Genomic DNA, 13,880 nt, shown 5'->3' on the forward strand with positions numbered 1-13,880 from the left:
TAAGATCAACTTAGATTATCTTTAGGAGTGGATTTGCGGGGGATGTATCGGGCGCTTCCGGGGAAATGCCCTGCTTAGACTACCCACGTTGATACCCCCCGCGCGGTGGGGTTGTGCGCAAGCTTTGTGTGCGGGGCGTCGAAAAGCGGGTGAGTGGCGTTTGCCTTATTGAGGTGCGGTTAGGATGCTGGTCACACCAGTTTTACGATTAGTTGTGCAATAGCGTAACGTGGATGCGCAATGAGCATTACCGATAACGTCACCGGCGGCGTAGAAGAGCCGGACAACGTCATTTCGTCGGAATCTCAGGAAACTTCGCAGGATGGGGCAGCCGCTGCTGCCGAAGACATCAGGGATGCGAATACTTCTGAGGACACCGGCTCCACGCAAGGTTTCGAAAACCTCGGTCTTCCCTCGGAAGTTCTTTCCGCTATCCAGAAGGTGGGCTTCGAAACTCCGTCCCCTATCCAATCGCAAACTATTCCGGTCCTGATGGAGGGCCGCGACGTGGTTGGCCTCGCGCAAACCGGTACTGGTAAAACCGCCGCGTTCGCGTTGCCGATCCTCGCGCGCATCGATCCCTCTGTGCGGGCCCCGCAGGCGCTGGTGCTTGCCCCAACACGTGAGTTGGCGCTCCAGGTTGCGGATTCGTTCCAGTCCTTCGCCGATCATCTTGGCCGCATGCACGTGCTGCCCATTTACGGTGGTCAGGCGTATGGCATTCAGCTGTCCGGCTTGCGTCGCGGCGCCCACATCGTTGTTGGCACACCTGGTCGTGTGATCGACCACCTTGAAAAGGGCTCGCTGGATATCTCCGGCCTGCGGTTCCTCGTGTTGGACGAGGCCGATGAGATGTTGAACATGGGTTTCCAAGAGGATGTGGAACGCATCCTCGCCGACACTCCGGACGTGAAGCAGGTAGCGCTGTTTTCGGCAACCATGCCGAACGCTATCCGCAGGCTGTCCAAGCAGTATCTCACCGACCCGGCCGAGATTACTGTGAAGAGTGAGACGCGTACCAATACGAATATCACGCAGCGTTACCTTTCGGTGGCGCACCGCAACAAGCTCGATGCGTTGACCCGCATTCTTGAGGTCACCGAGTTTGAGGCAATGATTATGTTCGTGCGCACCAAGCATGAAACCGAAGAGTTGGCCGAAAAGCTGCGCGCGCGTGGCTTCTCAGCTGCCGCTATTAACGGCGACATCGCCCAGGCGCAGCGCGAACGTACTGTCGATCAGTTGAAGGATGGCCGGTTGGACATCCTCGTGGCCACGGACGTGGCGGCACGCGGGCTGGATGTGGAGCGCATCAGCCACGTGCTCAATTACGACATCCCTCACGACACCGAGTCGTATGTGCACCGCATTGGTCGTACCGGCCGCGCGGGGCGTTCCGGCGAGGCGATTCTGTTTGTCACGCCGCGGGAGCGCCGCATGCTGCGTTCCATCGAACGCGCGACGAACGCGAAGCTCGTGGAAATGGACTTGCCGACGGTCGATGAGGTCAACGAGTCCAGGAAGGCGAAGTTCGCCGACGCGATTACCGCTTCGTTGGAGGATAACCAGATCGCGGTGTTCCGTAGTTTGGTGAAAACGTATTCGGAGGAGCATGACGTTCCCCTGGAGGATATTGCCGCCGCGTTGGCTACGCAGGCGCAGGTTGGCGACGAGTTCCTGATGAAGGAGCCGCCGCCGGAGCGTCGCCGTGACCGTGGCGATCGCGGGGACCGGTGGGATCGGGGCGACCGTGGTGATCGTCGCCGTGACCGCGGGGACCGTGGCGATCGCGGGGACCGTTTCGAACGTGATTCCGGGCCGAGGTTTGACCGTTCCGGTAAGGAAATGGCCGTCTATCGTCTTGCGGTGGGCAAGCGTCAGCATGTTCGGCCGGGCGCCATTGTCGGTGCGTTGGCGAACGAGGGTGGCTTGAACTCCCGCGATTTTGGTCGCATCAGCATTGCTGTGGACCATACGTTGGTGGAGCTGCCGAAGGACTTGCCGAAGGAAGTGTTCGACGCGCTGGAGGACACCCGCATTTCCGGCCAGTTGATTCATATTGAGCCGGACCCGGGGGCGCCGAAGGGTCGCCCAGGATCGTTCCGAAAAGGCGGCGGCCGTTTTGACCGCGGTGACCGTGATGGTTTCCGTGGTGGCCGGGGCCGTGACGATCGCGGGTTCCGCGGCCGGGATGATCGAGGCTTCCGGGGCCGTGACGACCGTGGGTTCCGCAAGCGGGATCGTGGCGAGCGTGGCAATCGCCGTCCCGACCGTGGTGGGTACCAGGACGATTAACCGGCGTTAAGCTTCGGCGTACGGTTCGTGGCCGCCGTCCGGGGATGCACATGTGTGCGTCTCGGGCGGCGGTTTTTCGTGCCGCGGGTCGCGCCGGGGGTGCCTACCAGGGGGAATGAAAAACCTGTGTACCAGCGATAAGCAAGTGAAGCTAGTTTCAAATGTTACTTGTGTTGTTATTGGGGATTTGTTGGGTTACTCTGTGGTTACCGCGTATTTGGGAATTGGGCCTAGAAAAGCGGGATCCTCCGCAGCGGTCGGCGACGATTGTTGCGGAGGATGTTCACACCCTTGTATCAGGGCGTGTGTGCTTGGGGGAGAGTTAGAAGCGCATTAGCCAATCAGCCCAAGGCTTGTCATCGCGCTGACCAACAGTACGCCCAATACGGAAGCGCTGAGCAGGCCATCAAAGAACCGGAAGAACCCACCACGCTGTTGCTTCGGTTCCGGCTTCGACTGCTTTGCGGCCTCTTCTGCCGCTTTCTTTGCAGCTTCTGCGTGTTCGCGCGCCCGTTGCGCGTCGGCGAGCGCTTGGGCCGCCGCTGCACCTGTTTGCTCGGCCTGTTTCGCGGCTTCTTCGGCTTGCTTAGCGGCTTCTTCGGCGCGCTTGGCTGCTTGCTCGGCTTGTTCGATTGCCGCGCGGATTACGGCCGCTTGTGCTGCATCCTTCTTCGCTTCCTCGGCGGCCGCTTTAGCCTGCTCCGCGGCGGTTTTTGCTTCTTCGGCAGCGGCTTTTGCCGCGTTCGCATGCGTATCGACGTCCCCGTGCTCCCCGCCAGGCTGTTCGGGAACCGGTGGCGTTGGGGTGGCGGGTTTAGCGGGTGCGCCGAACTCGGCAGTCAGTGCCTGCTCGGTCTGGCGGGCCACGGCTTTGGCGGCGCTGGCGTCGAACGCGGAGGGTGCCACGAGGTTGTAGACACTTACTCCCGCGAGGGAGTTCATGGTGTAGCCGACGGTGGTTTCCGCGCCGGCGATATAGGTTTGCGCAACACCCCAATTGATCACAGAGTAGGCGTCGGCTTCCCGGGGGTCGGGCGTGCCGTTGCGCAACGCCGCATCGAGTTCTTTCGTGCGGTCAGCGCCTTCGCTGAAGAACTTGTGGCGGGTGCTCCATTCGTTCGAATCTGGCCCGTCCCCGAATGCATGTTTGGCGGCCTCTGCGGTCGCTGCCGTTAGGAGGGCGGCGGCGGTAGCGGTAGCGTTCGCGTCGAAACCGACGGCGGAAATGTTGATGGCGCGCGCGGTTTCGTTACCTTCTGCTTTGAGGATTGCGAGCGCTAACCGTCCCTTTGCGGCGTAGCAGGCCTGTTCGGAATAGTCGGCGGCGTCACGCACTGACTGCGGCGCACTGAAATAGTTTTCGTATTTTTGTGCGCTGGCAGCAGTGTGCAGCAAGTGGCGGGCCCTGGAAATGCGCAGGTAGGCGTTAAGCTCGGCGGCGTAGGTTTCCGCGTCGGGTGCTTTCTGGATGTGGTAGAGGTCCGGAATCGTGTCGGAGTTATTCGCACCGGCTTGCGCAATCAGGGGACGGTCCACCAGTGAGGGAATGTCTGGAGAGACGGCTACGCCGGTGTGCAATGCGACAGAAGCTGCGATTGCGGCTGCGGGCAAACGAAGGATCTTGCTCAAGGGGGTGTGCTCCAAAGTTGTCGAGGGGTAGGTGTCCAACAGTGAGCGTCAACTTAGCCGACGCTAACCTAACGGCAAGGTACCCTCTTTGCTTGCGTTAAGGTTAGCCGACCCTTTGTTTTGATGCGGGGCTAAGTTTTGAACAGGTCAGATAGATGCCCGTCTCAGCACCATTGCCCCCGAAAGCTGCCCCCGTCGCCGCGGTAAAGCATGGACGGTGCGCTACCGCGACGTCGAAAAGCTTTTCGTATCGCTAGGAAGTTCGCAACGAAAACCTCGTGCGGTTACTCGTCGTGATGGTGCGGGCGCAAACGGTTCCGGCGGTGCTCATTGTTGCCGCCCTGAATGCTGAGCTCGCCGTCGGCCTCCGGTTCCTCGCCCTGCTGATTATCGTCCACCTTCGGCGCCGGCCGCGGGCGCTGGGGGCCGTCATTGCTGGCGTATGGGCGGGTATCGTGCGGCAGCGTCCCGTCCAGGGAACGGTCCAAAATCGCAGCTTGCGGCAGGTTCAAGTGATTAATATGCTGCAGTTCCGTGCGCGAGGTGGCAGTAAACCCGTGCTGGCGGTAAAACTCCTCACCCTCCGTGGCGGCGCGGCGCGCATTAAACGGCGTCTTCGGATCGGTTCCGTCATCCTCGGTGCCTACAACCCAATAGTGCGGCACCTCTTTTCGTTTGGTGTCATCAAGGTCGCGCAGCTGTTGCTCCTTCGGCGCGCCCCCGCCGCCGACCATGATTGTGCCGCCAGTCACCAAATCCGTGCGGTGGTTGAGCAGCCCGTATGAGATAAATTCCGCGCCGCCGGAATAACCCATCCACCAAATGTTATTTCGGTCAACGTTGTTCGTTTGCTCGATTTTTTCCCGCACGAGGGCGAGCACCCATTTCCGCTTCGTGGGAATATCTTGCCACCAAGTTAATTCGTTATTGCTCTCCGAAGTAATTGGGCTCTCTGGGGCAAGAATGACCATGTTGTACGATTCAGCAACCGCGGCGAGGCAATTGGGCAGGTTATTCGGGTAAGAGAATTCGAACCCACCATCCCCGTGTAGCCGGACAATGAACCCAACAGGTTTTGAATAATCGATATTACGAGCGAACAAGTGGTAACGCCCTTCGATGCCCTCAAATTCGAACGTTTGATTCAGGTCAACGTTATCGTTTTTCGAGGTAAACGCGCGGTGTTCCTCGGGCGAGATGTTGCCGGGCTTGGCGCGGGGGTCTTCTGGGTCTAGCCCCCATTGCGCGCACGGGGCCCCCACATCAAAATTCGGTGCGTTGGTGTTTCCGGAAAAAAGATAGGCCCCAGCAGTGAGGATAAGGATGAGGCCTACCACTAAACCCAGGGCGCGATACACCGCGAGACGACTATTCTCCACTGGTCCCTTCGTTCTGACTAGCCTTGCTGTAATTTAGCTATACTATAGCCGTACAATAAGCCTAATTCTAACTTCGGCCACTTTCCTCATCCTTTTCTTACACTTAGGTTGTGCACAAACATTAGGAGTTTTCTATTGACGTATTCAGGTGCACCGTCCTATTTCTCGACCTCTGATCATGAACGCCTTGCCGTGTTCGGGGTGGAGTCGGAACCGGAGCAACGCACGCTCGTGGACATTGCGTTGGCGACGTTTCGCGCATACCCCGATGCGATCGGCATGGAATCCGATACTGAGGCGCTTACGTTCCAGGAGTTTGAACACCGCATCCTCGAGCAAGTGGAACGCCTGCATGGTTTAGGTATTGGCAGGGGAGATCGGGTTGGCATTCGCGTGCCTTCGGGCACCGTGGACCTGTACGTGGCAATTCTGGCCACCATCTTCGCCGGAGCGGCGTATGTCCCCGTCGACTGGGACGACCCCGACTCCCGCGCCAACACCGTGTGGGAGGAAGCTAGCGTCGCCGCCGTATTTGGCAAAGCGCTCGAGCTGACCGTGATGGATTCGGCTAAAGACCCATCGACGGTGGACACGGGGCTGCCCACCCTCGATGATGATGCGTGGATCATCTTCACCTCCGGTTCCACTGGCAAGCCGAAGGGGGTAGCCATTACCCACCGTTCCGCCGCCGCGCTGGTGGATGCGGAGCAGCGCATGTACCTGCTGGATGATCCGTTGGGTCCCCAGGACCGCGTGATGGCCGGGCTATCAGTGGCGTTCGACGCGTCCTGCGAGGAAATGTGGCTGGCGTGGCGTACGGGCGCCACCTTGGTTGCCGCGCACCGCGACACGGTCCGCTCGGGTGACGTGCTGGGCCGGTGGCTGGTGGAAAAGAAGATCACGGCGATTTCTACGGTGCCGACGCTAGCCGCGTTCTGGTCGAACGAAGATTTGCAGCGGATCCGGTTGCTGATTTTCGGCGGCGAGGCCCTGCCCTTCGACCTTATCGAACGCTTGCACACCCCCGGCAGGGAAATTTGGAACACCTACGGGCCGACCGAGGCTACGGTGATCGCGTCTGGGCATTTGGTGGACACGCAGCCGCCGGTGCGCATCGGCCGCCCCGTTCCGGGGTGGCAGTTGGTGGTGGTGAACGAACAGGAAGAACTTGTCGAATGGGGCGAGACCGGCCAGCTGATCATCGGCGGCGTTGGTCTCGGCCGCTACCTGGATGAGGAAAAAGACCGCCAGGTGTACGCCCCGTTACCGGCGATGAACTGGGATCGCGCGTACCGCACCGGCGACCTTGTCACCGCCTCCCGCGAGGGGTTGGTGTTTATGGGCCGGGCGGACGATCAGATTAAGTTCGCCGGCCGTCGCCTCGAACTTGGCGAGATTGACGATAAGCTCACCGCTTGCACAAATGTGCGCATCGGCGCGGCGCAGAAGCATAAAACCCCCGCGGGGTCGGACGTGCTGGTCGGCTACCTTGTGGCCGAGGAAGGCGCCGAGATTGACACGAAGCTGTGCCGCACCGAGCTGGCCGCCACCATGCCGGGCGGGATTGTGCCGGTGTTGTGCGTGCTTGACGAGATGCCCACGAAAACTTCCGGCAAGGTGGACCGTAAGGCGTTGCCGTGGCCGCTGCCCGCCGGTGCGGGGGAGGAGTCCGCGGATCTTCCCGCGCACCTGCAGCAGTTGGCCAAGGCGTGGACCGACCAGCTGGGCCCCATCGGGCTGGAGCCGGATTCGAACTTCTTTGACCTTGGTGGCTCGTCCGTGGCGGTGGCGAAATTAGCCGCCGAACTGCGGAAAACCTATCCCACTGCGGATATTGCGGAGCTGTATAAGAACCCAACGCTGACTGCTATGGGAAACTACCTCGCTTCCTTGGGCAGCGAAATTTCCGCCCGGGAGATGCCGGATGCGTTGCCGCTTGCCGGCAAGATTTTCCAGGGTGTGTGGATCTTGGGCATTAATGCTTACACTGGGTTCCGCTACACGGTGAGCGCACTGCTCGTGGTGTGGGCGCTCGCAGTGTTTGGCGACGCCGCCTGGGTGCCGCACCCACCCCTCGTGCCGTTGTTGGTGGCTTGGTTTTTCACCTATGCCCCCTTCGGGAAAATGCTGGTCACCGCCGCGGTGACCCGTGTGCTGAATTACAATCTCACCCCTGGGGTGTATCAGCGCGGCGGCAGCGAGCATTTACGCATTTGGGCCGCCGAGCGCTTTTTCAACTATCAAAACCACGCCAGCATTGACGGCACTCCGTTCGCCCCAATGTTGTACCGCATGCTGGGCAACAAGGTGGGCAAACACACAGCCTTGAATTCCGGGCTGTCCGTCACGGGCCTCACCACCATCGGCGATAACGTTTCCATTGAAAACGAAGTGGAAATGTCCGGCTACTGGATTGACGGCAACCATGTTTATGTCGGGGCTATCGATATCGGCGATGGCGCGCGCGTGGGAATGCGCACCACTGTCTCTCCCGGTGCGGTCATTGGTGCGCGGGCGGAAATCTTGCCTGGCTCTCACGTCCGCGGCTATGCGGAACCCGATACCATGTACGAAGGCGCGCCGATGCGCAACCTCGGGCCGGCGAACCAAAACTGGCCCACTGAAGACCCCGACACTCAGCACGAACTCGGATTGATGTACCGCTTCGAATCCACCGTGCTGTACGCGGTCGGTTCGCTGCTGATCACGCTGATGCCGGCGATTGCCTTTATCCCCGGCGCGGTGTGGATTGCGGGGGTTTCCGGAATTTTGAACACGCCGTTCTACCACAACGTGTTCCTGCAACTCGCGGTGTGGACGGTGCCGTTGGTGGCGTTGCAGCAGGCGATTTGGCTGTGCCTCATTGCGGCAACGGTGCGCTTGCTCGCAGTAGTAATCAAGCCGGGCTTCTACCCGCAGGGCTCGTTTACCGCTTGGGCGTTGTGGCTCACCGGTGCGCTGATGGCGCAATCGTTGGAATCGTTCTACTTTATCTACGCCTCCTGGCTCACACCTGCGTGGATGCGCATGTGCGGCGCCAAGGTGGGCAAAGACGTGGAAATCTCCACCGTGGTGGTGATTCCGCACTTGACCACCATCGAAGACGGCTCCTTCCTTGCCGACGACGCCATGGCCTGCCCGCCCCGCTACGGCAACGGTTGGGTGCATATCGGATCCTCCACGGTGGGTACCAAGAGTTTTGTGGGTAACTCCGCCATCGTTGGCATTGACCGGGACATGCCCAGTGAATCCTTGCTGGCGGTGTTGTCCACCGCGCCGTACCACCCGGACAGCGGCTCCTCCTGGTTGGGGCGCACCGCCAACGCCATCCCGCGGCAAAAGGTCGGCGCGGACAGTGAGCTCACGTTTCGCCCGCCGCTGCGCTTGCGGTTTGCACGCGCCTTTGTGGAAATGTTCCGGTTGGTACCGCTGTTTATTTCCTTCTGGATCGACCTAGGCATCGTGTACGCCATGACCACTATTTATGTCGAGTTGGGCATGAACCTGACCAGTTTGGGTTTGGCGGTGCTGGTGTCCGGGCCGATTGTGGCGATTGGTTACACCGTGTCCTGTTTGATCCCCGTGATTGTGAAATGGCTCATTGTGGGCAAGTTCCGGCCAGGCAACAAGGAGCTGCATTCTTCCTTCGTATGGCGGAACGAGCTTTCGGATAACTTCAACGAGTACCTCGCCGTGCCAACCCTTGTGTTCCTGAGCTTGGGCACACCGTTTTTCAATATGTGGGTGCGCCTTATGGGAGCAAAGGTTGGAAAAGATGTTTGGTGCGATACGTGGTGGTTGCCTGAGTTTGACCTGATTGAATTAAAAAATAGGTCTACGGTGAATAGCGGTTCGGTTATCCAAACGCACCTATTTCACGATAGGGTGATGTCGCTAGAGCCTGTGATACTCGGCGAGGGCGCCACCTTGGGGCCGTCAAGCTTTGTGTTGCCTGGCTCCACCATTGGAGATCGCACAACGATCGGGCCGGCGTCGCTCATCCTGCGGCAAGATCAGATCCCGCCAGACAGCGTGTGGGAGGGAAACCCCGTCCACCCAGTTGATTCCTCGGCGTGGTTTACCAGCCTGGAACCACCTTTCGGGGTGGCGCCGCCGACGAAAGCCCGAACCTGATGTGCCTCGTTATTGAAGTCAACCAGCGAGAACCATTCCACACGCAACCGTAGTGAGACGTTACCTACCATGCCTTTTACTCCAGACAACACCCCGCTCGTGCCGGAAGGCGACATTCCGGTGGGGGCCCGCCCCCAGCCGGGACCGCGTCAACCACGCGAAGCGTGGACCGGCGGCCAGCCCGCTAAAAAGCCGCGCCGTCGCGCCAGCCGGATTCGCATCCGGGGTATCGACGCCGCTCGCGGCTTCGCCCTGTTCGGCATGATCAGCGTGCACACCCTGCCGGTGTGGGACAACAGCACCCAAACCGTGACCCTGTCATACCAATTGCTCGCCGGGCATGCTGCCGCATTGTTTGCCACACTCGCCGGTGTCTCCCTGGCCATCATCACGGGGATGAATAACATTCACACCGGCCGAGACTTACACCGCGACCGGCTGAACGTGTTCTTCCGAGCGTTGATCGTGCTGCTCATTGGCACCACCATCAACTTCCTGCCCTTAACGGTGTACAACATCCTGCCGTACTACGCATTCTTCTTCCTGTTTGCTATTCCATTTTTAGGGTTCAAGGCGCGATCGTTGTTCATCTGGGCGGCGGGCATGGCGATTGGCGGCTCGCTGCTGCGCTACATCGTGCTCGCCTCCGGCAGTTACCCAGAGCGCACCGAAAGCATGCTGGAAGTGCAAAGCACCGCCGATGTGGTCGCCGCAATTCAAGACCCCGTCACCTTCCTGATGACCATGGTGTTTACCGGTGTGTACCCGGCCATCACCTGGATTGCGTTCATCCTGTTGGGCATGGGTATCGGCCGACTTGACCTCCGCAACATTGAGGTGCAGATCAAGCTCGGTGTGTTCAGCGCCCTGGTGGCCATCGTGGTGGCGGTTACCTCGGACTTTCTGCTGAAGGCCGGCCACGGTTTTGATCGAATCGTCGCCGCAACCTCCGGCCTCACCCCGGATCAAGTGATGGATTCGCTACGCCTCGGCGGGGAAGTCCCATCAACCACCCTGTGGTGGCAGATCGCAGCGGGCCCGCACCTTAACACCGTTTTTTCCGTGGTGCTTTCCGGCGCGTTGGCTACCTTTGCGCTGTCCTTTTTCCTGTTAGCGGAACGTGTAGTTGCCTTACTCCTCATCCCCTTCGAGCGGGCGGGGTCGATGACTCTGACCTTGTACGTGCTTCACTTGATGTTCCTCGCGGTGAAGGATGTTTCCTACTATTCCATCGTGTGGTGCCTTGCCCAGATTTTCGTGGCCATGGCGTTGGGCTTCTTCTGGCGGGAAGCGGTGGGTCAAGGGCCGTTAGAGCGTAGCCAATCAGCATTGGCAAAATTCCTAGCGCGCACCATCATCCCAGTGAAACAATCCAAAGCTTCCGCAGCGGAACAACCGGCGCCACTCCCGTGGGACGCAGTCGAACCTCAGCCTGTTGCGCCGCCGCAACGCCCGCAGCCGCAACAGCAGTCGGAGCCGGTCGCGCATGAGCCCACGCCAATGTTCGACCCTGGTGTCATGGCAACCGAAATGCCGCTGCCCCAAGACGCGTTCGACCCGAACATCAAGTACCCGTCTCGCTTTCAGCATGTACGTTCCAGGCATCAAACCTCCAGCCTGCCGCCGCGGGAACAACAATGGTCGGTGCCGGGCCCGCGGAACGCGCAGCCGGGAAGCATGCCGCACTCATCGCGGCACGCCAGGTAGCGTGATGGTGCTGGATTAAAGCACCATCAGCACTGCTACCACCAGCCACAGTGCGGCAAAGATTCCGCTGAACATGGCGAGTTGGCCTTTGGCCTTGTTCCAGTCGGCGATGTGCACCGGTTCAGCGGGCATATCGTCCTCCTCGAGCAAATTCAACGCAGCCATCATTTTCTTTTGGCGGGGCAGGATCAGGAAAAACAACAACGCCCAGGCGATGAAACTTAGCAGGATTGAGGTGTGCATGCGGCCTTCTTTGAGGAAGGTCATGTCTGAAAACAGCACGCCGAACCCGAGCAATGGAACCAGCAAGGACAGCAGGCCATAGGTGTTGCTGATTTTATGCAACACGCTTGCCGCGCCTTTGGCGGCATCATTGCCGTTGTGTACCTCAAGGGCACGGACCTGAAACGTTGAGGTGGCTACCGTGACGGGCCCTAAAAACAGGATCGCCGCGAGAACGTGCAGGATAAGCATGAGTTGGTCCACTGTGAGCTGGTACCTTTCTGGAAAGAGGTGGGGGAGACTTCCCGCGCAACCTTAGTTGGCTTGGTACAACTTCGCGAAATAAGCAGGCGCGGCGCATAGTGGAGATATCGTCGGTAACCAGCGGTAACCCCCAACTCGCCGCTACTTGGGCCACTCGGCGGGCATACCAACACTTCGCGTGCGGGTCCGGAGGCATCCATTCTGACGGAAGTGCATCGGACTTTGCTTGGTTTTGGGTTTTACTGGCCACGATGAGGTTATTGGGGTCGTTCGCAAACGCGACGCGTTGCGCGGCGCTCCACTGGTAGGCGCCCATGTCCCACGCTGCCCGCAGCGGGTACACATGATCTAATTCGATGTCGGCGCCGCTGGTTACTCCGATGCGCTCGCCGGAATACGGGTCTAGGCCGGTGCCTGCTGTAACGGGGCATCCTTGGGCGCCAGCCAGGGCGTCAATAAGCGCGAGGTCACGGGTGGTGCAGCCGTCTTGGTGGTGTGCCCACCCCGGGCCGAATTGTGTGCGCTGGTAGCCGAGCACGCTGGCGCGTTGTGCGACCACACGAATCTGCGGCAATGATTGAGCTAGGGGAATACTCGGGCCGGGGGCGCTGCCGAACGACGCCACCACGGCAATGATGGTCAGGGCGATAAGGAAAAGACCAAACGAAAAGTGCCTCATACCCGCTTAGACGGCATGAGGCACCCTTGAGGTTCCCATAAGGAAGAAAATAGTTTTTACCGGGCTAGGGCCGCGGCCTCCTCGAACTCGTCGATAACTTCCTCAGATGGCGGCTTGGTCAGCAGGGACACCGTGACCATCACGATCGTGGCGCTGATAAAGCCAGGGACGATCTCGTAGAGGATATCGCCAAGTGCGGACTGTCCCCACACAAAGGAAACCACCGCGCCGGTCACCATGCCGGCGATAGCGCCTGGGGCGTTTAGGCGACGCCAGTACAACGCTGCAATCACCAGTGGACCGAATGCGGAACCGAAGCCGGCCCACGCGAAGGCCACCAGGCCCAAGATGGAATCGTTCGGGTTGATCGCTAGCATCGCGGCGATGATCGCCACCATCACCACAGCGGTGCGGGACAGGTTAATCAGCAGCTGGCTAGACGGCTTCTTTTTAATCACGATGGTGTACAAGTCTTCCACCAGTGCGGAGGATACCACCAGCAGCTGGGAGGAAATCGTGGACATGATCGCGGCGAGCACAGCGGTCAGCACGAGGCCAGCGAACAATGGGTGGAACAGGATGCGGCCCATGTCCAAGAACACGGTTTCGAAGGACTTTTGGTCCGTGACGCTGTAATCGGCGTTCTGACCGAAGAATGCGGTACCGATGAGCGCGACTGCCGCCGCGCCGGCAATGCAGAAGAACATCCAAGCCACACCAATGCGGCGGCCGTGGCGTGCCTCCTGTGGGCTACGCAACGCCATGAATCGTACGATGATGTGCGGTTGGCCGAAATACCCTAAGCCCCACGCCATGTTGCTGATGATCAGCACGAGGGAAACGCCCTCAATCATGGAGAAGTACGTTGGGTTGCCTTCGGGGTGTGGACCGTACGGGTTGGAGGCTGCCCAAGTCCAGATAGAACTAGCATCGTCGAGTGCGAACAAGGCCATCAGCGGGACGATGATGAGCGAAAGGAACATGATCATGCCTTGCACCGCGTCGGTGTACGACACGGCGAGGAAGCCGCCGATAAAGGTGTAGGCGACCGTCACGGCGGCCACGATGAGCATGCCATCCAAATAGTTGCCATTGAATGTGGATTCGAAGTACTTGCCGCCGGAAACCATGCCGGAGGATACGTAGAACGTGAAGAACACCAGGATGACCAGCGAGGAAACTACGCGCAAGAGGCGCGATTTGTCGTGCAGGCGGTTTTCCATAAACGATGGCACGGTCAGCGAATTGCTGGCGATTTCGGTGTAGGAACGAAGCCTCGGGGCCACCCATTTCCAGTTGGCCCAACACCCGATGAGCAGGCCGACGGCGATCCATAATTCTGAAAAGCCAGTGACGAATAGGGCGCCGGGCAGCCCCATTAGCAACCAGCCGGACATGTCGGACGCACCTGCTGACAGCGCAGCAACAAACGGGTTCAACCCGCGGCCTGCCAGCATGTAGTCGTCGTATTCGTCCGTTTGGCGGTAGCTCCAGTATCCGATGGCAAGCATCGTCAACATGTAGATCACAATGGCTACGATGAACCACGTATGCTGAGACAAGCCGTCCTC

At 59.7% G+C, this 13,880-nt stretch carries 8 protein-coding genes; 3 read left to right on the forward strand and 5 right to left on the reverse strand.

What is annotated here, in order from left to right; translation table 11 throughout:
• Nucleotides 1-240 precede the first annotated feature (240 nt).
• Nucleotides 241-2,295, forward strand: a complete 2,055-nt coding sequence (locus Q4D83_RS04565) for a DEAD/DEAH box helicase (protein WP_303173363.1) — start codon at nt 241-243, stop codon at nt 2,293-2,295.
• Between the two features lie 333 nt (nt 2,296-2,628).
• Here Q4D83_RS04565 and Q4D83_RS04570 read toward each other — a convergent pair whose 3' ends face one another.
• Nucleotides 2,629-3,924, reverse strand: a complete 1,296-nt coding sequence (locus Q4D83_RS04570) for a hypothetical protein (RefSeq protein WP_303173365.1) — start codon at nt 3,922-3,924, stop codon at nt 2,629-2,631.
• A gap of 284 nt (nt 3,925-4,208) precedes the next feature.
• On the reverse strand, nt 4,209-5,303 hold the full coding sequence (locus Q4D83_RS04575) for a hypothetical protein (RefSeq protein ID WP_303173367.1): 1,095 nt from the start codon (nt 5,301-5,303) through the stop codon (nt 4,209-4,211).
• Between the two features lie 135 nt (nt 5,304-5,438).
• Between Q4D83_RS04575 and Q4D83_RS04580 the strand changes: the two genes are divergently transcribed.
• Together Q4D83_RS04580 and Q4D83_RS04585 are read left to right on the forward strand one after the other, a co-directional pair.
• Nucleotides 5,439-9,437, forward strand: coding sequence for a Pls/PosA family non-ribosomal peptide synthetase (locus Q4D83_RS04580; RefSeq protein WP_303173368.1), 3,999 nt, complete (start codon nt 5,439-5,441; stop codon nt 9,435-9,437).
• A 69-nt stretch (nt 9,438-9,506) separates the two neighbouring features.
• On the forward strand, nt 9,507-11,144 hold the full coding sequence (locus Q4D83_RS04585) for a heparan-alpha-glucosaminide N-acetyltransferase domain-containing protein (RefSeq protein WP_303173369.1): 1,638 nt from the start codon (nt 9,507-9,509) through the stop codon (nt 11,142-11,144).
• A 15-nt stretch (nt 11,145-11,159) separates the two neighbouring features.
• On the opposite strand, the gene Q4D83_RS04590 is transcribed toward Q4D83_RS04585, so the two are convergent.
• From Q4D83_RS04590 to putP, 3 genes are read right to left on the reverse strand one after another with little or no spacing between them, the layout of a single operon-like run.
• A complete protein-coding gene (locus Q4D83_RS04590; protein WP_303173371.1) occupies nt 11,160-11,630 on the reverse strand; it encodes a DUF2269 domain-containing protein in 471 nt (156 codons plus the stop codon).
• Nucleotides 11,533-12,309: an HNH endonuclease family protein gene (locus tag Q4D83_RS04595; RefSeq protein ID WP_303173374.1), complete on the reverse strand. Its 777-nt coding sequence runs from the start codon at nt 12,307-12,309 to the stop codon at nt 11,533-11,535. The genes Q4D83_RS04590 and Q4D83_RS04595 overlap by 98 nt, the downstream gene beginning before the upstream one ends.
• 56 nt (nt 12,310-12,365) lie before the next feature.
• Nucleotides 12,366-13,871 (reverse strand): sodium/proline symporter PutP, encoded by a 1,506-nt coding sequence (putP, locus tag Q4D83_RS04600; protein WP_303173376.1) that lies wholly within the window; start codon nt 13,869-13,871, stop codon nt 12,366-12,368.
• Nucleotides 13,872-13,880 lie beyond the last annotated feature (9 nt).

The organism is Corynebacterium sp., from assembly GCF_030532715.1.
Classification (GTDB): domain Bacteria; phylum Actinomycetota; class Actinomycetes; order Mycobacteriales; family Mycobacteriaceae; genus Corynebacterium.

What these genes read in the sequence shown, in the direction of transcription:
- Q4D83_RS04585 (WP_303173369.1), top strand. Translation starts at nt 9,507, where the DNA reads ATGCCTTTTACTCCAGACAACACCCCGCTCGTGCCGGAAGGCGACATT.
- Q4D83_RS04565 (WP_303173363.1), top strand. Translation starts at nt 241, where the DNA reads ATGAGCATTACCGATAACGTCACCGGCGGCGTAGAAGAGCCGGACAAC.
- Q4D83_RS04595 (WP_303173374.1), bottom strand. Translation starts at nt 12,309, where the DNA reads ATGAGGCACTTTTCGTTTGGTCTTTTCCTTATCGCCCTGACCATCATT.